18 protein-coding genes are annotated in these 20,416 nt (G+C 72.8%); 11 read left to right on the top strand and 7 right to left on the bottom strand.

Annotated elements, in window-relative coordinates:
* Positions 1-21 precede the first annotated feature (21 nt).
* Positions 22-1,515, bottom strand: a complete 1,494-nt coding sequence (locus tag ACFYSC_RS19780) for an MFS transporter (RefSeq protein WP_389963343.1) — start codon at positions 1,513-1,515, stop codon at positions 22-24.
* Positions 1,516-1,612: 97 nt separating this feature from the next.
* On the opposite strand from ACFYSC_RS19780, the gene ACFYSC_RS19775 reads away from it, so the two are divergent.
* The gene (locus tag ACFYSC_RS19775) at positions 1,613-2,491 is read left to right on the top strand and encodes a LysR family transcriptional regulator (protein ID WP_389963340.1); all 879 of its coding nucleotides are present in this window, start codon (positions 1,613-1,615) and stop codon (positions 2,489-2,491) included.
* A 155-nt stretch (positions 2,492-2,646) separates the two neighbouring features.
* On the opposite strand, the gene ACFYSC_RS19770 is transcribed toward ACFYSC_RS19775, so the two are convergent.
* Positions 2,647-3,405, bottom strand: a complete 759-nt coding sequence (locus ACFYSC_RS19770; RefSeq protein WP_389963337.1) for an IclR family transcriptional regulator — start codon at positions 3,403-3,405, stop codon at positions 2,647-2,649.
* Positions 3,406-3,479: 74 nt separating this feature from the next.
* Between ACFYSC_RS19770 and ACFYSC_RS19765 the strand changes: the two genes are divergently transcribed.
* The 10 genes from ACFYSC_RS19765 to ACFYSC_RS19720 all read left to right on the top strand — a co-directional run bounded on the left by ACFYSC_RS19765 (position 3,480) and on the right by ACFYSC_RS19720 (position 13,805).
* A complete protein-coding gene (locus tag ACFYSC_RS19765) occupies positions 3,480-4,934 on the top strand; it encodes a 2-hydroxymuconic semialdehyde dehydrogenase (protein ID WP_389963334.1) in 1,455 nt (484 codons plus the stop codon).
* Positions 4,927-5,724, top strand: a complete 798-nt coding sequence (locus ACFYSC_RS19760; RefSeq protein WP_389963331.1) for a 2-keto-4-pentenoate hydratase — start codon at positions 4,927-4,929, stop codon at positions 5,722-5,724. The genes ACFYSC_RS19765 and ACFYSC_RS19760 overlap by 8 nt, the downstream gene beginning before the upstream one ends.
* Complete coding sequence (locus tag ACFYSC_RS19755) at positions 5,721-6,698, top strand: acetaldehyde dehydrogenase (acetylating) (RefSeq protein ID WP_389963328.1); 978 nt, start codon at positions 5,721-5,723, stop codon at positions 6,696-6,698. Before ACFYSC_RS19760 ends, ACFYSC_RS19755 begins: the two co-directional genes overlap by 4 nt.
* Positions 6,695-7,708, top strand: coding sequence for a 4-hydroxy-2-oxovalerate aldolase (dmpG, locus tag ACFYSC_RS19750; protein WP_362941084.1), 1,014 nt, complete (start codon positions 6,695-6,697; stop codon positions 7,706-7,708). The genes ACFYSC_RS19755 and dmpG overlap by 4 nt, the downstream gene beginning before the upstream one ends.
* Positions 7,709-7,835: 127 nt before the next feature.
* Complete coding sequence (locus tag ACFYSC_RS19745; RefSeq protein WP_389963325.1) at positions 7,836-8,603, top strand: 2-keto-4-pentenoate hydratase; 768 nt, start codon at positions 7,836-7,838, stop codon at positions 8,601-8,603.
* Complete coding sequence (locus tag ACFYSC_RS19740; RefSeq protein ID WP_389963322.1) at positions 8,600-9,022, top strand: RidA family protein; 423 nt, start codon at positions 8,600-8,602, stop codon at positions 9,020-9,022. Before ACFYSC_RS19745 ends, ACFYSC_RS19740 begins: the two co-directional genes overlap by 4 nt.
* Entirely contained in the window at positions 9,019-9,534 is a 516-nt protein-coding gene (locus ACFYSC_RS19735; protein WP_389963319.1) for a 3-hydroxyanthranilate 3,4-dioxygenase, read from the top strand. Before ACFYSC_RS19740 ends, ACFYSC_RS19735 begins: the two co-directional genes overlap by 4 nt.
* Before the next feature lie 3 nt (positions 9,535-9,537).
* On the top strand, positions 9,538-10,509 hold the full coding sequence (locus ACFYSC_RS19730; protein ID WP_389963316.1) for an amidohydrolase family protein: 972 nt from the start codon (positions 9,538-9,540) through the stop codon (positions 10,507-10,509).
* A gap of 169 nt (positions 10,510-10,678) precedes the next feature.
* A complete protein-coding gene (gene kynU / locus ACFYSC_RS19725; RefSeq protein WP_389963313.1) occupies positions 10,679-11,902 on the top strand; it encodes a kynureninase in 1,224 nt (407 codons plus the stop codon).
* Between the two features lie 118 nt (positions 11,903-12,020).
* A complete protein-coding gene (locus ACFYSC_RS19720) occupies positions 12,021-13,805 on the top strand; it encodes a hypothetical protein (RefSeq protein WP_389963310.1) in 1,785 nt (594 codons plus the stop codon).
* Positions 13,806-13,979: 174 nt separating this feature from the next.
* Here ACFYSC_RS19720 and ACFYSC_RS19715 read toward each other — a convergent pair whose 3' ends face one another.
* The 5 genes from ACFYSC_RS19715 to ACFYSC_RS19695 form a co-directional block, all read right to left on the bottom strand.
* On the bottom strand, positions 13,980-14,870 hold the full coding sequence (locus ACFYSC_RS19715; protein WP_389963307.1) for a phytanoyl-CoA dioxygenase family protein: 891 nt from the start codon (positions 14,868-14,870) through the stop codon (positions 13,980-13,982).
* A gap of 176 nt (positions 14,871-15,046) precedes the next feature.
* Positions 15,047-16,708, bottom strand: a complete 1,662-nt coding sequence (gene cmdF / locus ACFYSC_RS19710) for a tyrosine 2,3-aminomutase (RefSeq protein ID WP_389963304.1) — start codon at positions 16,706-16,708, stop codon at positions 15,047-15,049.
* 754 nt (positions 16,709-17,462) lie between these two features.
* Positions 17,463-17,960 carry a hypothetical protein gene (locus tag ACFYSC_RS19705; protein WP_389963301.1) on the bottom strand — a complete coding sequence of 166 codons (498 nt, stop codon included), beginning with the start codon at positions 17,958-17,960 and terminating at the stop codon, positions 17,463-17,465.
* Between the two features lie 143 nt (positions 17,961-18,103).
* A complete protein-coding gene (locus ACFYSC_RS19700; protein ID WP_389963298.1) occupies positions 18,104-18,907 on the bottom strand; it encodes an alpha/beta fold hydrolase in 804 nt (267 codons plus the stop codon).
* Between the two features lie 23 nt (positions 18,908-18,930).
* The gene (locus tag ACFYSC_RS19695) at positions 18,931-20,301 is read right to left on the bottom strand and encodes an FAD-binding oxidoreductase (protein WP_389963295.1); all 1,371 of its coding nucleotides are present in this window, start codon (positions 20,299-20,301) and stop codon (positions 18,931-18,933) included.
* Between the last annotated feature and the right edge of the window lie 115 nt (positions 20,302-20,416).

Below are 20,416 nucleotides of genomic sequence, written 5' to 3'. Positions count from 1 at the left end.
CGGATCGCACGCCGGACGCCGTCAGCGGGCGGGCACGCGGGCGAACCACACGCCGGCCACGGCGCACAGCACGGCCGGCAGCAGGAGCGCGGCCGCCGGGCCCGCCGGGGAGCCGAGGCCGGTGAGGGCTCCCATGGCGGCGACGCCGAAGGTCGCCCCGGTCTGGCGGACGGCGTTGAGCACGCCTCCCGCGGATCCGGCCGTACCCTCGGGGGCCGCGCCGACGACCGCGGAGGCCAGGGCCGGCAGGACGAACGACACCCCGAATCCGGTGAGCAGCAGTCCGGGGGCGAGCACGCCGTACCCGGCGCCGGTCCAGGCGGCCCAGCCGAGCACCGCGCCGCCGGCGGTCAGCAGCGCCGCGCCCGCCGTGATGGGCGCCCGCGGGCCGCGGCGGGCCGTGATGCGGCCGGTCAGCGGCGGGTTGAGCGCGAACGGCAGGGTCAGCGGCAGGAACGCCAGGCCGCTGGCGACCGGGCCCAGGTGGTGGTCGTGGCGCAGCAGCAGAGGCAGCACGAACAGGTCGCCGGTGAGGGCGAAGTTCACCGCGGCGCCCACCGCCAGGCCGGTCCGCACCCCCCGGCCGCGCAGCAGCGCCGGGTCGAGGACCGGCGCGGGGCTGCGCCGCTCCCGCAGGACGAACGCGGCCCCGGCGAGCACGGCGGCCGCCGCGGAGACCGCCACGCGGGCCCAGGACGCGGAGCCGGCGGCGATCAGCGCGTCGGTCAGCAGCGCCAGGGTGGCGCAGGCCGCGAGCTGCGCCGTCCAGTCGACGCGCCGCTCGCCGCGCGGGCAGGCCACCGCGCGTCCGGCGGTCGTGGCGAGCACCAGCAGCGCGAGCGGGACGTTGATCAGGAAGATCGCCCGCCAGCCCGCCAGCTCGACCAGGGCGCCGCCGGCGACCGGGCCCGCGGCGACCGCGGCCCCGCTGACGGCCGCCCAGGTCGCCACGGCGCGGGCGCGCCGGGCCGGTTCCGGGTACAGCCGCGCGATCATCGCCATCGAGGCGGGCACGCAGGCCGCCGCCGCGGCGCCGAGCACCGCGCGCACCCCGGCCAGCGCCCACAGCGCCGGCGCGAAGGCGCACAGCAGCGAGCCCAGGCCGAAGACCGCGACCCCGGCGCGGAAGACGCGGTGCGCGCCGTGACGGTCGGCGACCGCGCCGGCCGTCAGCAGCAGGGAGCCGAAGACGACGGTGTAACCGGTGGTCGCCCACTGCAGGCCGGCGACCGAGGTGCGCAGCGAGACGGCCAGGTCCGGCTCGGCGACCGACAGCACGGTCATGTCGAGGAGCACCATGAAGTACCCGAGCGAGATTCCCAGGAGCGCGAGCGGGCGCCCGGCCCGGCCGACGGGCCCGGCGTGTCCGGGGTGTCCGGCCCGGCTGGGGTGTCCGGCGTGTTCGGCGCGTCCCGAATGCTCGGTCCGGGTGGCGTGTCCGGTCCGGCCGGTGTGGCCGTCCGGCCGCGTCGCGGCACCGTAGCCGCCGGGGGAAGGGGATTCGGCTGTGGTCATGGGGACCAACTGTCCGGTTCCCGGCTTCCCGCCTCCACCGGCCCGTCCGTACACTCCGTTCGGGAATTCCGAACGGAACGGGTGATCGGGGGGCGGCGTGGAGCTGCGCCAGTTGCGGACCTTCGAGGCGGTGATCCGCGGCGGCACGGTGACCGACGCGGCCAACGAGCTGGGGCTGGCGCCCTCCACCGTCTCCGAGCAGATCCGCGCGCTGGAGAGGTCGCTGGGCGTGGAGCTGTTCGAGCGGACGGCGCGGGGGATGCGGCCGACCGGCGCGGGTGAGCGGATGCTGGACTGGGCCCGGCGGCTGCTGGACGCCGCCGAGCAGGCGCGCCGCGAGGTGGCCGGGCTGCCGGGGGTGCTGCGGCTGGGCGCGCTGGAGACCATCGCCGCCACGCTCGTCCCCCGGGTGCTGGCCCGGCTCGCCGGGCGCCGCCCCGGCCTGGCCGTGGAGGTCGCCCCGTCGGTGAGCCGGGACGAGCTGCTCGACGGGGTCGCCGCCGGACGGCTGGAGGCGGCGCTGCTGCTGGACACCGGGGAGGCGCTGGGCGACCTCGGCTTCCCGCCGCCCGCCGGGCCCCTGACGTTCCTCGACCTCGACCCCGTCCCCCTCGTCCTGGTCGCCGCGCCCGGTCACCGGCTGGCCGGCCGCTCCCCCGTCCTGCCCGGCGACCTGGACGGTGAGCGGCTGCTGGTCAACGTGCCGGCCTGCTCCTTCCGGATGGCCGCCGACCGGATCCTCGGGCCGGGCCCGGAGCGGGTCCGGGCCGGCGGGGTCGCGGTGATGCGGGCCTGGGCGGAGCGGGGGCTGGGGATCGCGCTGCTGCCGGAGTTCGCCGTGGCGGAGGCGCTCCGGTCGGGCGCGCTGACCCGGCTCGGCCTGGCCGCCCCGGACCTGCGGCTGCGGCTGGTCTGGCGCGGCGACCGGGAGGACCTGCCCGGCCTGCGCGACGTGCTGTACGCCGCCGTGGCCTGACCGCTTCGCCGTACCGTGAGGCGGTGGGCCGGCCGGCGACGGAGCCTGACGGGATGTCAGGGGTCGACCGGGTGACTCCTGGCCTCTCATCGACGACCGACGACCGCCGACGTCGTCCGGACGGCGGGGACGGGGGCGGTGCCCCTCCCGGCCGGTCAGATGGTCCTGGCCAGGGCGCGGGAGATGCCCAGGGCGGCGGCCTTGACGACGGGGGCCAGGCGGGTGGGCTGGAACCGGGCCAGGGGGACGGAGACGGACAGGGCGGCGACCGCCATGCCGTCGCCGAACACGGGGGCGGCGATGCAGGCTCCGCCGAGCTGGGCCTCCTCGCGTTCGTAGGCCAGGCCCGCCGCCTGGATCTGGCCGATGGTCTCCTCAAGGCGCTGCGGGTCCACGATCGAGTGGGGGGTCAGGCGGCGCAGGGGGCGGCCGAGGACCTCCTCGATCAGGTCGGGGCCGGAGTAGGCCAGCAGGGCCTTGCCGATCCCGGTGCAGGTCAGGGGGAGCCTGCCGCCGACGCGGGAGGGCAGGGCGAAGGTCTCCTGGCCGCGGATCTTCTCGACGTAGACGACGTCCAGCCCGTCGCGCACGCCCAGGTGCACGGTCTCGTGGGTGGCCTCGTAGAGGTCGTGCATGAAAGGCAGCGCCGCGTGTCTCAGATCCCGCTCGAGGGGCACGATGCAACCGAGTTCGAAGAGGCGGCGGCCGAGGTAGTAGCCGTCCTCGCGGCGGGCCACCGCGCCGATCCCGGTGAGCTCGGTGAGCAGCCGGAAGGCGGTGGTCTTGGGCAGATGGCAGCGTTCGGCGACGTCGGCCAGCCGGAGGGGGCCTCCCGTGGGGCGGAACGAGTCGAGCACGAGCCAGGATTTCTCCAGGACCGAGAGGCGGTCGGGGTTCCGTGTCACGGAACGCATTGTTGCCGATGAACCGCCTTCACCTCTATACCCGTATCCAGTGACCAAGAGGGGTCCTACCCTGAGGAGAAGTCTTGTCTGACCAGGTGACCCACTTCATCGGTGGGGTGCCGGTCGCCGAGGGCGCGACGTTCGCCACGTACGACCCGGTGACCGGCCGGCCGGTCCGCCGGGTCCACGAGGCGGACCGGGCCGTCGTCGACCGGGCGGTCGCCGCCGCCCGCGCGGCCCTGCCGGGATGGGCGGCGCTGCCGGTGGCGGAACGGGCCGCCTGGATGCGCCGTCTCGCCGACGCGATCGAGGAGCGGTTCGAGGAACTGGTGGCCGCGGAGATCGCCGACACCGGCAAGTCGATCACGCAGACCCGCACGCTGGACATCCCGCGGGGGGCGGCCAACTTCCGGTCCTTCGCCGAGATCGCGGCCCAGCGCCCGGAGAGCGCGTTCCACCTGCGGGACGTGCTGAGCTACACGGTGCGCAGGCCGCTGGGCGTGGTGGCGGTGATCGTGCCGTGGAACCTGCCGTTCCTGCTGGCGACCTGGAAGATCGGCCCCTCGCTCGTGGCGGGCAACACCATCGTGGTCAAGCCCTCCGAGCACACGCCGGGCTCGGTCGCGGTGCTGGCGGAGATCGCCGCCTCGGCCGGGCTGCCGCCCGGCGTCCTCAACGTCGTGCACGGGTTCGGCGGCGGCTCCACCGGCCAGTTCCTGGTGGAGCACCCCGGTGTGGACGCGGTCACCTTCACCGGCGAGAGCCGTACCGGGTCGACGATCATGAAGAGCGTGGCGGACCGGGTCAAGCCGGTCTCGTTCGAGCTGGGCGGCAAGAACGCCGGGCTGGTCTTCGCCGACGCCGATCTGGACGCGGCCGTCGAGGGAAGTGTGCGCTCGGTCTTCACCAACGGCGGCCAGGTCTGCCTGTGCACGGAGCGGCTCTACGTGGAGCGGCCCGTCTTCGAGGAGTTCACGGCGAGGCTGGCCGAGCGGGCGGGACGGCTGAAGTTCGGGCGTCCCGCCGACGAGGACACCACGATGATGCCGATGATCTCGGCCGAGCACCGGGACAAGGTGCTCTCCTACTACGAACTGGCCAGGGCCGAGGGAGCCGAGATCCGGGCGGGAGGCGGCGTGCCGCGCTTCGGCGACGACCGCGACGGCGGCTACCACGTCGAGCCGACCGTGCTGACCGGGCTCCCGCGCGACTCCCGGGTGAACCGGGAGGAGATCTTCGGCCCGGTCTGCCACATCGCGCCGTTCGACACCGAGGCCGAGGCCGTCGAGCTGGCCAACGACAGCGAGTACGGCCTGGCGGCGACGGTCTGGACCTCCGGCCTGGACCGGGCCCACCGGGTCGCCCGGTCGCTGGAGGCCGGACTGGTCTGGGTCAACACCTGGTACCTGAGGGACCTGCGCACCCCGTTCGGCGGGGTGAAGCTGTCGGGCATCGGCCGCGAGGGCGGCACGCACTCGCTGGACTTCTACTCCGAACCCACCACGATCACGATCAAGCTGGAGCCGGGACATGCCTGAGTTGAGCGAGGCCGCCGACGTGCTCGTCGAGGCGGCCGACCGGCTGCTGGAGGCGGTGCGGAGCGGCAGACCCTGCCCGCCGGTGCGGGAGACGCTGCCGGGCCGGACCGCCGAGACCGGCTACGCCGTACAGGAGATCAACACCAGGCGGGCGCTGCACGACGGACGGCGGCTGGTCGGGCGGAAGGTCGGCCTGACCTCCCAGGCGGTCCAGCGCCAGCTCGGCGTGGACCAGCCGGACTTCGGCATGCTCTTCGCGGACATGGCCTTCCTCGACGGCCTGCCCATTCCGACCGGCCGTTTCCTGCAGCCCAGGGCCGAGGCGGAGATCGCACTGGTCCTCAAGAGCGACCTGGTGGGCGGCCCCTTCACGGTGGCCGAGGTGATCCGGGCGGTCGACTTCGTGCTGCCCGCGATCGAGATCGTGGACAGCCGGATCGCGGGGTGGGACATCACGCTCGTGGACACCATCGCCGACAACGCCTCCAGCGGCGCCTTCGTCCTGGGCGGCACGCCCGTCCCGCTCACCGGCCTGGACCTGCGCCTGGCCGGGATGACCATGAGCCGGCGCGGTCAGGAGGTGTCCACCGGCGCGGGCGCGGCCTGCATGGGGCATCCGCTCAACGCCGCCGTCTGGCTGGCCGGCGCGCTGGGCGGCAGGGACTTCCCGCTGCGCGCCGGGGACATCGTGCTCACCGGCGCGCTCGGCCCGATGGTGGCCGTCGAGCCCGGCGACGTGTTCGAGGCCGTCATCGACGGCCTCGGCTCGGTGCGGGCGGTCTTCTCGTGACCCACGACGAGCCCGGCCGGGGCACCCGGCGGATCAAGATCGCGATCATCGGCTCCGGGAACATCGGCACCGACCTGATGTTCAAGGCACTGCTGTCCGAGCGGGTCGAGGTCGTCGCCATGGCGGGGATCGACCCCGGCTCCGACGGCCTCGCCCGCGCCCGCCGGCGCGGGGTGGCGACCACCCACGAGGGGGTCGAGGGCCTGGTCGGACTGCCCGGGTTCGCCGGCGTGGACGTCGTCCTCGACGCCACCTCGGCGAAGGCGCACCTCCACAACGACCGGGTGCTCGGCGAGCACGGCAAGCGGGTCATCGACCTGACTCCCGCCGCCGTCGGGCCCTACGTGGTGCCTCCGGTCAACCTGGACGCCCATCTCGCCGAGCGGAACCTCAACATGGTCACCTGCGGCGGGCAGGCGACGATCCCGATCGTGGCGGCGGTGGCCTCGCAGACCCCCGTCCGGTACGCCGAGATCGTCGCCTCGATCGCCTCCAGGTCGGCCGGCCCCGGCACCCGCGCCAACATCGACGAGTTCACCGAGACGACCTCCCGGGCGATCGAGGAGGTCGGCGGGGCCGCCAGGGGGAAGGCGATCATCGTCCTCAACCCGGCCGAGCCGCCGCTGATCATGCGCGACACGGTCTACTGCCTGGTCGGCGACTGCGACGAGGCCGCCGTGGCGGGAGCCGTACGGGCCATGGTGGAGAAGGTCCGCGACTACGTGCCCGGCTACCGGCTCAAGCAGGACGTGCAGTTCGAGAGGATTCCGGAGGGCGAGCCGCTGCCCGACGGGGGGCGGGGCGGGGGGACCAAGGTGAGCGTCTTCCTGGAGGTGGAGGGTGCGGCCCACTACCTGCCCGCCTACGCGGGGAACCTGGACATCATGACGTCGGCCGCGCTGCGCACCGCCGAGCGGCTGGCCGAATCGCCGGGCCGTAGCGGACGGACCGCGGACACGGGGGTGGGCGCGTGAGGCTCTACGTCCAGGACGTGACGTTGCGGGACGGCATGCACGCCGTCCGGCACCGCTACACCACGGCCCAGGCCGCCGAGATCGCCGCCGCGCTGGACGCCGCCGGTGTGGCGGCCATCGAGATCGCCCACGGCGACGGCCTCGCGGGGGGCAGCTTCAACTACGGCGCGGGCGCGCACACCGACGACGAGTGGATCGAGGCGGTCGCGGGAGCCGTACGGCGGGCGCGGCTGACGACGCTGCTGCTGCCCGGCATCGGCACCATCCACGACCTCAGGCGTGCCCACGCGCTCGGCGTGACCTCGGTCCGGGTCGCCACCCACTGCACCGAGGCCGACATCTCCGCCCAGCACATCGCCACCGCGCGTGAGCTCGGCATGGACGTCGCCGGCTTCCTGATGATGTCCCACATGGCGCCGGCCGACGAGCTGGCACGGCAGGCCAGGCTCATGGAGTCGTACGGCGCGCAGTGCGTCTACGTGACCGACTCCGGCGGCCGGCTGACCATGGACGGGGTCCGGGACCGGGTCCGCGCCTACCGCTCGGTGCTCGACGAGGGCACCGAGATCGGCATCCACGCCCACCACAACCTGGGACTGGGCGTGGCGAACTCGGTCGTGGCCGTGGAGAACGGCACCTGCCGGGTGGACGCCTCCCTGGCCGGGATGGGCGCGGGCGCGGGCAACTGCCCGATCGAGGTGTTCGTCGCGGTGGCCGGCCTGATGGGCTGGGAACATGGCTGTGACCTGCACGCCCTGATGGACGCGGCCGACGACCTGATCAGGCCGCTGCAGGACCGGCCGGTCCGGGTGGACCGGGAGACGCTGACGCTGGGCTACGCCGGGGTCTACTCCAGCTTCCTGCGGCACGCCGAGGCGGCGTCGGCGCGCTACGGGGTCGACACCCGGACCATCCTGACCGAGGCGGGCCGCCGCCGGATGGTCGGCGGCCAGGAGGACATGATCGTGGACATCGCACTGGACCTGGCACGCGCGGAGGGGACCTCATGAGGGAGACGTTCGGCTCCGGCCGCGGGGAGGGCTCCGAGCCCGGGGTTCCCGGCTCCGAGCCCGGGGTTCTCTGCTCCGCGTCCGGCGTTCCCGGCGTTCCCGGCTCCGTCAGGGAGGAGGAGACCCCGTGACCGACATCCACAGGCTCGCCGCCGTACTGGACGAGGCCGCCCGCACCGCCCGCGCGGTGCCGCAGCCCGAGCAGGGCTACGACGTGGCAGCCGCCTACCAGGTCCAGGAGGAGCTGCTCCGGCTCCGGCTGGAGCGGGGCGACCGGCTGGCGGGGGTGAAGCTGGGCTTCACCAGCGAGGGCAAGCGCCGCCAGATGGGCGTGCATGACGTGATCTTCGGTCGTGTTCCGGAGTCGTCGGCCATCCTTGACGGCTCATACGCCGATATATCGAGCTACATCCATCCCCGTGTCGAGCCGGAGGTCGTCTACCTGATCGGCCGCCGCATCGCCACGGTCGCCGACGCCCTCGCGCCCGGCGCCGTCGCCGCGGTCGCCCCCGGCATCGAGGTCATCGACTCGCGCTACGAGGACTTCCGGTTCTCCCTGCCGGACGTGATCGCCGACAACACCTCGGCCGCCGGATACGTGGTCGGCCCGTGGCAGCCCTACGATCCCGCCCGCTGGAACCTCGGCGTCGTCTTCGAGATCGACGGCCGTCCCGTCCGGACCGGCTCCACCGGCGCCATCCTGGGAGACCCGCGCCGGGCCGTCGCGGAGGCCGCGCGCCTCGCCGGAGCGAACGGGGTGGTCATGGAGCCCGGGTGGATCCTGCTCGCCGGCGCCGCCACGCCCGCCGAGCCGCTGGCCCCCGGAGCCCATGTCAGAGCGGAGATCCAGCACCTGGGTTCGGTCTCCTTCACCGCGTCCGGGGGGCGGCCGTGACCGATGGGCTCGTCGTCCGGGGAAAGGCCACCCCGCGCGGAAGGTTCCCGCACGTCAAGCGGGCCGGAGACTTCCTCTACGTGTCCGGCACCAGCTCCCGCAGGCCGGACGACACGATCGCCGGGGCCGCGGCCGACGAGTCCGGCACGGTCACACTCGACATCGCCGAGCAGACCCGGGCCGTGATAGAGAACATCGGTGACATTCTCAAGGCGGCCGGGGCCGACCTGAGCGACCTCGTCCAGATCACCGCCTACCTGGTGAACATGGACGACTTCGGCGGCTACAACGCGGTCTACGCGGAGTACTTCGACGAGGCCGGTCCGACCCGCACCACCGTGGCCGTCCACCAGCTGCCCCACCCCCATCTGCTCATCGAGATTCAGGCCGTGGCCCATCGGCCGGAGGAGCGACAGTGATCCCCCCCATCGACTTCGGCAAGTGGATCGACGAGCACGCCCACCTGCTCAGGCCGCCGGTCGGCAACAAAATCATCTTCGAGGGCTCCAGCGACCTCATCGTGATGGTCGTCGGCGGCCCGAACGCGCGGACCGACTTCCACGTCGACCCGTACGAGGAGCTCTTCTACCAGGTCCGCGGCAACATGCACATCAACGTCATGACGCCCGAGGGGCCGGACACCGTCCACGTCCGCGAGGGCCAGATGTGGCTGCTCCCGCCGAACATGCCGCACTCGCCGCAGCGTCCCGAGGAGGGGTCGGTCGGCTTCCTGGTGGAGCGGATCAGACCGGAGGGCGTGCTGGAGAAGTTCCGGTGGTACTGCCAGGAGTGCAACGCCGTGGTCCACGAGGTCGAGCTCCAGGTCCGTGACATCGTGGCCGACCTGCCGCCGATCTTCCAGGCCTTCTACGACGACGAGAGGGCCCGCACCTGCGACGACTGCGGCGCGCTGCACCCGGGCAGGGGATGACCCTTGATCATCGACGTCCACACGCACCACGTCCCCAGGGGCTGGCCGGACCTCGGCTGGCCGGGGGCGCCCCGGCTCCGGGTGGAGTCCGAGCGGGAGGCCATGATCCTGCTCGGCGACCGGGAGTTCCGGCGGATCCGGGACGACTGCTGGAACCCCTCGGCCCGCCTGGAGCAGATGGACGCCGACGGGGTGGACGTCCAGGTCGTCTCGCCGACACCGGTGTTCTTCTCCTACGAACGCCCGGCTGCGCAGGCCGCGGGGGTCGCCAGGGTCTTCAACGACCTGGCTCTGGAGATCTGCGCGTCCGAGCGGCTGGTGCCGTTCTGCCAGGTGCCGCTCCAGGACCCCGACCTGGCCTGCGCCGAGCTGGACCGCTGCCTGGCCGCCGGGCACGCGGGCGTCGAGATCGGCAACCACGTCGGCGACCGTGACCTCGACGACGAGGGGATCGTCCAGTTCCTCCAGCACTGCGCGGCGGTGGGCGCGCCCGTCTTCGTCCACCCGTGGGACATGCCGGACGGTCCCCGGCTGCGGCGCTGGATGGCCCAGTGGCTGGTCGGCATGCCCGCCGAGACGCACCTGTCGGTGCTCGCCCTGATCCTGGGCGGCGTGTTCGACCGGGTGCCGGACTCCCTGAGGATGTGCTTCGCGCACGGCGGCGGCTCGTTCGCCTTCTGGCTCGGCCGCTTCGAGAACGCCTGGCACCGCCGTAACGACCTCGTCGGGACCTCGGAGTTCCCGCCCTCCGCCTACTTGGAGCGCTTCAGCGTGGACTCGGTGGTGTTCGACGAGCGGGCACTGCGGCTGCTGGTGGACACGATGGGCGAGGACCGCGTCATGCTCGGCTCCGACTTCCCCTACCCGCTGGGCGAGTCACCGGCGGGATCGCTGATCCGGGGGGCCGGGTTCCTCTCCGACGGCGCCCGCGCCAAGCTGCTCGGCGGCAACGCCGCCCGGTTCCTCGGCCGGTGACCCCGTGCCGCCGCACCGGGTGACGATGCGGTCCCCGCCCGGCGGGTCCGGCGCCGTCCGGCCCGCCATGCCGGGCGGAGGTTCCGCGTCCCGGAACATCCCGATGCTCTGACCTTCGCCGATGCCGGATGATGGAGAGGCTGGTAAGCACCTGACCGGGAGATGATTCGTGACCATCAGCCGTGCGGACTGCGTCGCCCTCGACGCGGACGACCCCCTCAAGCACCTCAAGGACGAGTTCGTCCTGCCCGACGGGACGATCTACCTGGTCGGGAACTCGCTCGGCGCCATGCCCCGTGCGGCCGTGGCCGCCACGGCGCGTGTCGTGGAGGAGGAGTGGGGCCGGCGACTGGTCGGCGGCTGGAACTCCGCCGGCTGGTTCGACCTGCCGCTGACCACCGGCGACCGCCTGGCCCCGCTGATCGGCGCGGGTCCCGGACAGGTGGTGGTGGGCGAGAGCACCTCGATCGCCATCGTCAAGGCGGTCTCGGCCGCCCTGGGCCTCCGCTCCGGCCGCCGGGTGATCGTCTCCGACCTGGCCAACTTCCCGACCGACCGCTACATGGTCGAGGGCCTCGTCAAGACGCTGGGCGGCTACGAGGTGCGCGACATCGGGGTCCTCGACGAGGCGCTGGGCGACGACGTCGCCTGCGTGCTGATGTCGGAGGTGGACTACCGGACCGGAGAGCGCCACGACACCGCCGCGGTGACCGCGAAGGTCCAGGCGGCGGGCGCGTTGATGATCTGGGACCTGTGCCACAGCGCCGGCGCCTTCCGGGTCGACATGTCGGCGGCCGACTTCGCGGTCGGCTGCACCTACAAGTACCTCAACGCCGGCCCGGGGGCTCCCGCGTTCATCTACGTCAACCCGCGGCACCACGACCGGGCCGAGCACATGCTGACCGGCTGGCACGGCCACGCGGCGCCGTTCGCGTTCGAGCCGGACTACCGTCCCGCGGAGGGCGTCCGGCGCTTCGCGGTGAGCACCCCGCACGTGCTGTCCTACGCCCCGCTCAACGCGTCGCTGGACATCTGGGAGCGGGTGGACCTGGAGCGGGTCCGGGCCAAGAGCGTGGCCCTGACGTCGCTCTTCATCGACCTGGCCGAGGAGCTCCGCGCGCCGTACGGGCTCGAGCTGGTCACCCCCCGGGACCCGGAGCGCCGCGGCAGCCAGGTCAGCCTCCGCCACCCCGACGGTTACCCGGTCATGCGCGCGCTGATCGACCGCGGCGTCCACGGGGACTTCCGCGCCCCCGACATCCTGCGCTTCGGCTTCGCCCCGCTCTACATCGGTTTCGCCGACGTCTACGACGCGGTCGCCACGCTGGCCGAGGTGCTGGAGAAGGAGCACTGGCGCGACGAGCGGTACCGGCGGCGCCTGGCCGTCACCTGAGCCGGCGTTCCGTGAGATGGAACCCTTCCTGTTCCATCTCACGGAACGGAGCGTGGCCGGCGGGGGACGGAACCGAAAGCCTGAGGGTGTTCCTCCCTTTCCTGTGAAAGGTCGCGCCATGCGCCACTTCCTCCGGCATGCCCTGATCACCTCCGGCGTCGCGGGTCTCGTCCTCGCCTCCGGTACGGCGGTGCGGGCAGCGGCCCCCGACGATCCGAACATCCCCTCCGTCTGCGGTGACCGCCGCCCGGCCGACCCCCAGGCCGGCACGTACGGCATGCAGCTCGACGGCACCTTCCGGCACCCCTCCCTGACCCCGGCGGGCGAGGAGCGCTTCTCCTTCCCCGGCGGCGCCCAGGACCTGTTCGGGAAGACCGAGGGCTACGACCCGAAGTCCTACCTGGAGGGCCCGATCAAGCTGGAGGCCGCCTACCGGGGCGCCGGGTTCACCCCGGACTACTTCCACAGCTGGCAGAACATCGTCGACTTCGACGGCCGCCGCTACCTGTTCCAGTACGACCGGAGCGAGGGCCGCGTCTACGACGTGACCGACGTCAGGAAGGTCAAGATCGTCGAGTCGCTCAGCCGCAACGACATCAAGGCCGAGTACGGTGAGAACGTCGAGCTCAAGGACGGCAAGGACTGGAAGGCCCACGACTACTGGGGCGCCTCCACCATCCAGTGGAACACCAGGCTCGGCGCCTACGTCATGGTCCAGAGCTTCGAGCAGAAGCGCCAGGTCGGCGAGCTGGGCGACTCGGTGGAGCACTCCAAGTTCCACAACGCCGAGGGCGTCGGAAAGCTCCGTGAGACCACGAGCTTCAAGGGCTTCAAGGTCTACCGGCTCGACGGCCCGCGCAAGAGGGACTGGAGGCTGCTGGCCACCGTCACCACCGACGGCTCGGTGACCGACCCGCTGAACGCGCCGGTCGACGGGCCACAGCAGGGCTCGGGCTCACTGGACGTGCCGTACTGGACGGGCGGCAGGTACATGTTCGTCGCCGCCGCGCCGCTGGACACCTGGAGCAACACCGAGGTGCCCACCTACCTGTACTCGGCCGGCTACCAGGCCTACGACATGTCCGACCCGGCCAGGCCGAAGAAGATCGGTGAGTGGCACCGGAAGGGCCAGGTCGCCGGCGAGTCCGCCGACTACGCCAGGAACCCGCGCTGCGGCAACCAGACCTCCTGGATGGGCGCCCGCATGCCGCTGTTCATCCCCGAGCCGGTCGAGGAGGGCGGCAGGTACGGCTTCGCGGCCCTGGGCGGTTACGGCCTGTCGGTGCTGGACATCTCCGACCCGGCCAAGATGACCGAGGTCTCCCACCTGGACCTGCCCATGTCGGTCGGCGGCACCGAGGCGGACAACGTGGACGTCTCCCAGTTCGAGAGAACCGGCATGATCTACGTCTCCGGCTACCCGCTGGGCGAGGACTGCCACGAGCCCTACAAGGACATCTTCCAGATCGACGTCCGCGACCCGGCCAAGCCCCGCATCGTCGGCGCCCTGCCCCGGCCCGAGCCCGCCGCGGCGGCCCCGTTCGGCGACTACTGCCAGCGCGGCGGCAGCTTCGGCCCCAAGCGCTCGGGCTATTACACCTCGCCCGGCGAGCCCAGGCAGGGCCTGCTGCCGTACGCGTTCTACAACGCGGGCGTGCAGTTCTTCGACACCCGCGACCCGAAGCACCCGAAGATCGCCGCGCAGTTCGTCCCGGCGGGCTTCGCCAAGGGCGTGCCCGGCTACGCCCTTGGCAACCAGACCCACGGCGTCTACGTCGAATGGGACCGCAAGATCGCCTGGGTCTTCACCAACGACGGCATCTACGCGATCTCCTCGAAGAAGCTGCTCGGCACCCCCAACCTGGGCAGGCCGGCCAAGCCGTTCCGCACCAGCGCCCGGTGACGCCCCACCCGGCCGGGGCGCCTCCGTTCCCGGCCGGGTGACCCCGGGGACTCCCCCGGACGCGCGGAACGAGCGCGCCCGCAAGGCGCTTCGCGTCGTCCGGCGCCCAGGGAGCCCCCGTTCCACACCGGTCGCCTCGGCGGTCACGGCCGGCGTGCCCTGCCCGGCGGCGGATCAGCCGGTGACGGAGGCGGCGCCGGAGGCGATGTCCACGCCCGCCGCGCGGCGGGTCTCCTCGTCCTCCAGCATGATGTACGGGTCGTTCATCTCCACCCAGCCCAGGCCGGGCGGGCAGCGGTCGTAGCCGAGGAGCCGCCTGACCTCCTCGGGGTAGGCCAGCACCTTCTCCCGGGGCACCGCGAGATACTGGTTCTCCTCCTGGCGGAGGTTGCCCAGGTCCAGCGAGATGGTCATGCCGGTGCGCGGCACGGTGGTGACGTTGCGGCCGCCGCCGTGATAGACGCCGCCCAGCCAGATGAGGCACGACCCGGCCGGCATCTCGGTGGGGATGGCCTCCGCGGCCTTCGGCGCGCGCTCGTCGTCCCAGTGGTGACTGCCCGGGATGACCAGGGTGCCGCCGTTGTCGGCGGTGAACTCGCTCATCGCGAGCATCATCTGCACCCGGCTGGCCGGGCCCGGGTGCGAGCGCAGGTGCAGCGCGTCGTCGCGGTGCAGGGGCTGCTTGCCCTGACCCTGGTGGATCTGGATCAGCTGCGTGGCGCTGATCTGGATGGTGGGGATCATCTCCTGCCGGGACCTGCCGATCCACATGGGGATCGGCCGCTGCATGATGGCCCGGGCCGCCCCCAGGTAGAGGCGCTGGGTCACCACCGGCGTCAGGCGCGTGGTCCGGGCGAACAGCGAGGACACCCGCCTGGTCCGCAGGCCGTCGTACCAGTTGTCGCTGTAGTCGTGGGACTCCAGGCACGGACCGAGGTCGTCCCACAGCCCGGCGAGGGTCTCCTGGTCGACGAAGTCCTCGACGACGACGGCCCCGTCCCGTTCCAGGATCTCGACGACGTCGTCGAGATCGGCGTCCGGCCTCACCCTGATCAGGCCAGCCATGGTGAACCGCCTTTCTCCGCGATCCTTCTCCGTGCTCGTTCGATGCTCGTTCCGTGCTCGTTCGGTGCTCGTTCCCGTCCCCGGTACGGCCGGCGGGCGCCCGGCCCGCCGGCCCGTGCCCGCCGTACGGCACTCCCCCGGCCTCGCGGCGGGCGGCCGTACGGCGGGCCGGTCCCTCAGCGCAGCTCGACGTCGCTCCGGGCGACGGCGCCGACGAACTCGCCGCGGGACAGCGCCGCGGCCACCAGCTCGATGTCGTCGGACATGTAGCGGTCGTGGCTCAGCGTCGGCACCAGCGACCGCACCGCGTCGTAGGTCGCCTTGCCCGCCGGGCTGAGCCGGTCGTAGCGGCCGGACACGTCCACCGCCTGCGCCGCGGCGAGGAACTCCACCGCGAGGATCCTGGTGTTGTTCTGCATGACCCGCCGCGCGTTGCGGGTGGCGATCAGGCCCATGCTGACGACGTCCTGGTTGTCGCCGTTGGACGGCACGCTCTGGGTGCTGGCCGGGCCGATGGTGCGGTTCTCGGCGACCAGCGCGGTCGCCGGGTACTGGGCGCCGGCGAACCCGCTGTTGAGGCCGGGGTCGCCCGCGACGAGGAACTCCGGCAGGCCGTTGCTGAGGTGCCGGTTGAGCAGCCGGTTGGTGCGGCGCTCGGAGAAGACGCCCAGCTGGGTGAGGGCGATGGTGAGGAAGTCCATCGCGAAGGCGACCGGCTGGCCGTGGAAGTTGGCCCCGTGGAAGACCTCCTGGCCTTCGAAGACCAGCGGGTTGTCGTTGGAGGAGTTCAGCTCGGTCTCCAGGACGTCCGTCACGTGGTACAGCGTGTCGCGGACCGCGCCGACGACCTGCGGGATGGCGCGCAGCGTGTACGCCTTCTGCAGGTAGACCTCGGTACGGTGCACGCCGCCGTCCGCGTCCTCGCCCGAGTCGCGCCGGGCGGCCTCGCGGGCCTTCAGGGCGCGCAGGCGGTCGGGGTCGGCGCTGAGCGCGCGGCGCAGGTCGCTGTGCTCGACGGCCAGCTCGCTGCCGTGCAGCAGGGTCCGCATGTTCGCGGCGCTGTCGATCTGGCCCCGGTGCGGGCGGGCGATGTCGTGCCCCTCGGCGCCGAACGGGCTGGTCGAGCTCTGCAGGACCTCGCAGATCAGGGCGGTGACGATCTCGGCCTGGCGGATCTGGTCCATGGCTCGTCCGGCCAGCAGGCAGCCCACGCCGGTCATCGCGGAGGTCCCGTTGATCAGCGCGAGCCCCTCCTTGAACCGCAGCTGCAGCGGCTCGATGCCGAACTCCCGCAGGACCCGCGCGGTCTCGACGCGGCGTCCCTCGCGCAGGACGTAGCCCTCGCCGATGAGGGTGGAGGCGACGTGCGCGAGCGGGGCCAGGTCGCCGCTCGCGCCGAGGGAGCCGATCTCGGGGATGGCGGGGGTGATGCCCAGGTTGAGGTAGAGCGCGAGGCGCTCCAGCAGTTCGGGGCGCACCGCCGAGTAGCCCTTGGACAGGGCGTTCAGCCGGGCCGCGACGACCGCCCTCGCCTCGTCCTGGGCGAAGGTCGGGCCGACGCCCGCGCTGTGGCTGCGGACCAGGTTGGTCTGCAGTTCCACCTCCTTGTCGGTGCCGACCAGCATGTAGATCATCTCGCCGTAGCCGGTGGTCACCCCGTACACGGGGATGCCCTGCTGGATGATGTCCTCGAACATGCGGCGGTTGGCGGCCGCCTTGGACAGCGTCTCGGAGGAGACGACGCAGGCGGCGCCGTCCTCGGCGACCTGCCGCACGGCGGCGATGTCCAGGGTCTCGCCATCGAAGTCGACCGACGTTTGGGTCTCGACCAGAGTCAAGTTTCTCACCTCGCCAGAGAGGGGCTAACGGCTTCAGCGGGTACGGCTTGCGCGTCGACCGGAGCGGCCGTGCGTGCGCGGGACGTCGGGTCGCGACGTGAATTCCCCCACGGCAGCGAATTACGGCCGAAAATAGCGGTCGATGTTCCGCGTGGAACGACGTCGGCCGAATTCCGGCGCGAATGCCGGGGAGCATGGGCGGTGTCGTCGCCGGCGGCTCCCGCGGCATACGGGATATGCGCGGTCCTCACCACGACATCGTCACGTCCGGGCGTCACCCGGTGCATCTTCTGGCGTGCTGGCCACCGGGCACGCCGCCCGCCGCGCGGTGCCGCGCCCCCTCCTGCCTGGTCATTCGATGATGCGCCATCCCGGAGGCGCAGGCGCGCGGAACGGATGACAGGAAGCGGCAACCGGAGGACAACATGTTGCATCCGTCGCGTCTTGCCATCGGGTCCCGCCGGACGCACAGTTTCCGCATGAGAGAAAACCAGCGCATTATTGAATCGCTTCAGAAGTCCCGTAACGGGACGACGTGGGACTAGAAGAATGAGCTGCGTCCCGGCCGCCGTCCTTCTGCGCGGCGGCGGGCGGAAAACGACGCGGCGGCTTCGCCGGCGGCGACGCTGCGTTCCCCGCGGGCGCCCGGCGCCGCGCGCGACGCAGCGGCGCACAACGCGGCGGCGCACGAAGAACCGCGGGGACCGGCCGTGACGGCCGGATCCCCGCGGTCGGGACGAAAGGGCGGGGAAGGTTACCGGCTCACCCGGGTCTCGGTGCCCGCCAGCACGTTGCCCGGGTCGGTGGCGACCAGGACGAACGACGCCCCCGAGGGGTCGGCGTACACGTTGAAGTTCGCCGAGCTGTCGCCCAGGTGGAACGACGCCTTCCCGCTGCAGTCGCTCTTGATGCTGTAGGAGAGCGTGATCGGGGTGTGGTCGTTCACCAGGGCGTCCTTCACCACGAAGGTGGCGATGCCGGTACCGCCGCCCTTGCCGTCGAAGTAGTCGAGGCCGCCCGTGGAGATCGGGATGCTCTCGCCGCCCGGGGGCACCGACGTGCCGTTGGCGCCGAAGATGTAGTGCCCCTTCAGCGTGGCGTTGCTGCACCGGATCGTCGACTCGCCGGGCGCGGCATCGGCGTTGGTGGGGCCGACGAACGGGAGGATGCCCGCGGTGGCCAGGGCGCCGGCCGAGACGAGGACGGCGATGCTCTTGCGCGGGCCGATCCTGGAGATGAGTGATCGGGGCATGGGGCGCTCCACTTCTGGATGTCCGGGGGCGTGAAAGGCTCAGGCGCGCTGGAAACACTGGCATCGTTCGCAGACCGGCGCTTCTTCTTCCTTGCGGTCATGGCGCTTTGTTTCCGGCCGTGATGGCGGCGCCCCCGAGCAGGTCAGTGGGCGGTGAAGAAGGCTTCCAGGATGGGGGCGAAGACCGCCGGGTCCACGGCGTGGCTCTGGCCCTCCAGGGTGAGGTGCCGGGACCCCGGCAGGACGGCGGCGAGCGCCCGCGCGCCGGTGCGCAGGTAGTCCCTGCTCCGGCCGCCGTCCGCGACGAGGACGGGGGCGGTGACGCAGCTCCACCTGTCGGCCGGCAGCGGCCTGCCCGCCATGGTGGTCCTCATGACCGCGCCGTCGTAGGCGAGGGTGTGGGCCACGGCCTCGAACGCCCGCCAGCCGGCCGTGCTCCGGCTGCGGGCGACGGCCTCGGCGGGCACGCCCGCGGCGCGGGTCATGAAGAACTCCACGGCCTCGCCCCGCCGCCCCCGGGCCACCAGCCCGTCGAGCCTGGTCACGTAGTCGTCGGGCAGCGGCGGGCGGGTGGCGTCCACGACGAACGGCGGCTCGTACAGCGCCAGCCTCGCGATGCCGGGCAGCCGGCGGGCCGCGTCGAGGGCGATGACCGCGCCGGAGGAGAACCCGCACACGAACACCGATCCGCCCGCCTCCGCGATGACGGCCTCCAGGTCCTCGACCTCCCGGGCGACCGCGTAGGGGGCGGTGTCGCCGCTGTCGCCCCGCCCCCGGCGGTCGTAGCGGTAGACGGTGAAGCGCGGGGCGAGCAGCTCGGCCAGCCGTTCCGAGACCGGGTCGAGCGACCGGTGGTGCAGCGCCCCGCTCACCAGGACGATCGGCGGCCCCTCACCGCGGCGGTCGAACGCGATGCCGGTGCCGTCGCTGGAGGTCACGTACCGCATGGGATCGATCGCCTTCGGCGGAGTCAGCGGGAGCCCGGCCGGGCCGGGGGGATGTTGTGGTTGAGGCGGAAGAAGTTGTCGGGGTCGTAGTCCCGCTTCACCTCCCGCAGCCGCCGGTGGTCGTCCGGCGTGTACGCCGTCTCGGCCCTGGTGGTGTCGCCCAGGAAGTTCAGGAACGTCCGGTCGCCGGAGTGCGGGCGCAGCACCCGCGAGACCTGCGGGTCGCAGGCGTCCAGGACGACCGACAGTTGCGCCGTACGGTGGCCCACCGGCCCCGCGCCGGGCCCGGGGTCGCTCATCGCGCCGCCCCAGTGGCGGACCTCCACCATGGTGACGGGCGAGTCGGGCCGCACGACGACGGCCGCCACCGCCTCGATCACCTCGTCGGGCAGGGTCTCCAGGAGGTTGAAGTCGCGGGGCGCGATGCCGCCCATCTCGGCCTGGGCGAACGTCGTGGTCCGCAGCTGGTCCAGCAGCACCGTCCCGGCCGTGTCGGTCAGGGGGCGCAGCGCGGCGCGGGCCTCCTCGGCCTCGCCCGCGTACATGACGCGCAGGCCCAGGACCCACCTGTCGCGCAGCGGCGCGGGGGTCTCCGGGGCGTCGGCGAACCGGGCCAGCAGGATCGAGGTGCTCAGCTCGCGCGGGGCGTCGGCCATCCAGTCGCGGTAGCGGGTCAGTGTCTCGGCGGCCCGGTCGGCCGTGAAGTAGACGACGCCGGCGTGGACGCGGGGAACGGGGTGGAGCCGGAACTCCAGGGAGGTCACCACGCCGAAGTTGGCGCCGCCGCCGCGCAGCGCCCAGAACAGGCCGGGATCGCTGTCGGGGCTCGCCGTCACCAGCCGGCCGTCGGCCGTGACCATCTCGGCGCGCAGCACGCTGTCGGAGGCGAAGCCGTACGGGCGGGCCAGCCAGCCGATGCCGCCGCCGAGGGTGTAACCGGTCACGCCGACCGTCTGGTGCGAGCCGGCGAGCGGCGCGAGGCCGTACGGCTCGGCGGCGGCGATCACCTCCGCCCACGTGGTGCCGGGGCCGACGCGGGCGGTCCGGCGGTCCGGGTCGACCAGGACGGAGTCCATCCTGCCGGTTCTGAGGAGGAGGCCGCCGTCGGAGGCGACATAGGTGCCGTGCCCGGTGGCCTGGACGGCGAAGGGCAGGCCGTGCTCGCGCGCGGTGAGGATCGCGGTCCGCACGTCGGCGGGGCCGGTCGCCTCGGCGATCAGCGCCGGCCGCGGGTCGATGTCGGCGTTGGGGGCCTCGCGCTGCTCGTCGTATCCGGGCTCTCCGGGCAGGATGACCGCTCCGCCGAACTCCTCACCCAGGCGGCGTGCGGCTTCGGGACCGCCGGCCACGGCGTCGCCGGCCCGGTACGGCCGGCTCTGGACCTGCTGGCTCATCTCGAACCCTTTCGTCTCTCGTGTGCGGAGCGGGCGTCCTTCGTGTGACGGGCCGCCCGGCGTCTTCGGTGAGCCGCGTCCGGCTTCGACCAGCATCCTCCGCGAACACCCCCCT

The sequence above is a fragment of the Streptosporangium sp. NPDC004379 genome (genome assembly GCF_042873875.1).
GTDB lineage: Bacteria > Actinomycetota > Actinomycetes > Streptosporangiales > Streptosporangiaceae > Streptosporangium.
Note: the sequence above shows the minus strand (reverse complement) of the source record. Positions and strands in the feature narration are given on the sequence as shown.